The following is a 1,246-nucleotide window of genomic DNA, read 5'->3' as shown; positions in this document are numbered from 1 at the left end:
TAGCAATTTGCTCTAGGATCAAGCCCAATTTCTTTAGCTCTTGGTCATTGATTTCTGAGAGCAGTTTTCGACGGACCTGCAAGATGCGTTCTTCCATTTGTATCAACAGCTCTTTGCCCTCGTCCGTTAAGCTGACAATTCGTGCTCGCTTGTCATGCTCACAACAACGTCGCGTAACGAGCGATTGCTCTTCGAGCAGTTTTAGCGTGCGCATCAACGAGGCAAGCTCAATCTCAAGCGCTTCAGCAAGTTGCTTTTGACTGATGTTGTCGCCCATTCGATACAGCTTCCAAAGCGCCGTCCAGCGCGGGTAAGTTAGGTTTAGCGGTTCGAGCTCACGGTCGGCAACCATCTTCCATAAACGAGCGACACGAGACAGTTTTTCGGCAAGGGACAGATCTCTCAAAATGTTGATGTCTTGAATCATAAGATGCACTCAATTACTTAGCGTGCTAAGTAATATAATTTAGTTAGCACGCTAAGTAAATATTTTTGTGATTTAAATCACAATGAATTTTTGCGCATTTAAAAGGTTGCGAAGAATTAAGATCTTCAGATTGCAGGAAAGAAAAAGCCCAACTCAGAAAAGCTAAGTTGGGCTAGGTAAACAAAGAAACTACCGGAAATGTGGCAGCAGACTATGTCCGTTCAATCAAGAAGCGCTGCTTGAAGTCAACAAAAGCCTCGTGGAGTGCATTTTCTTTAATGGGTTTCAGCAAAACATAGTTCGCGCCTGCTTCCATAAATGCATCACTGGTTTCTTGCGCAGTGTCGGCGGTGCAGGCGTAAATTGGCGTCCCCAATTTCAAGTTTTGACGAATCTCTTTCGTGGTTTCGATGCCACCAAGATGCGGAAGTTGGTTATCCATCAAAATCAAATCATAAGAGTGATCTTTTAAGAACTCCATGGCTTCTAGCCCATCCTTCGCCCAATCAACCTGCATCTTGTATTTGGTACAAAACGCTTTAAGAATAAAGGCGTTAGTATGGTTATCTTCCACCAGCAACACTTTCAGACTTTCATCAAACAACTCTGCAGGTTTTACGCGTTGGCTCGAATCTAACGGAGCCAGAACTCGCTCACGATCTTTTACTGGCAGCGTAACAACAAATGTGGTTCCTTGCCCTTTTTGACTGCGAACTTGTACATCCCCGTCGAGCATATCGACCAAGTTTTTCACGATGGTCAAACCAAGGCCACTGCCACCGTATTCGCGAGTTGTGGTCGCTTCTTCTTGAACAAAAG

General features: G+C 44.6%; 2 protein-coding genes. Both read right to left on the bottom strand.

Annotated elements, in window-relative coordinates; all coding sequences use genetic code 11:
• Window positions 1-427 (bottom strand): MarR family transcriptional regulator (locus R8N46_RS24915; protein ID WP_318189736.1); only part of this gene is annotated, 427 nt, incomplete at its 3' end.
• A gap of 211 nt (window positions 428-638) precedes the next feature.
• Window positions 639-1,246, bottom strand: a 608-nt coding sequence (locus tag R8N46_RS24910; RefSeq protein WP_318189735.1) for a response regulator, incomplete at its 5' end; no start/stop codon positions are given.

This window comes from Vibrio sp. 1874 (assembly GCF_033344395.1).
Lineage (GTDB): Bacteria > Pseudomonadota > Gammaproteobacteria > Enterobacterales > Vibrionaceae > Vibrio > Vibrio alginolyticus.
This window is presented reverse-complemented; position numbering and strand designations above follow the sequence as displayed.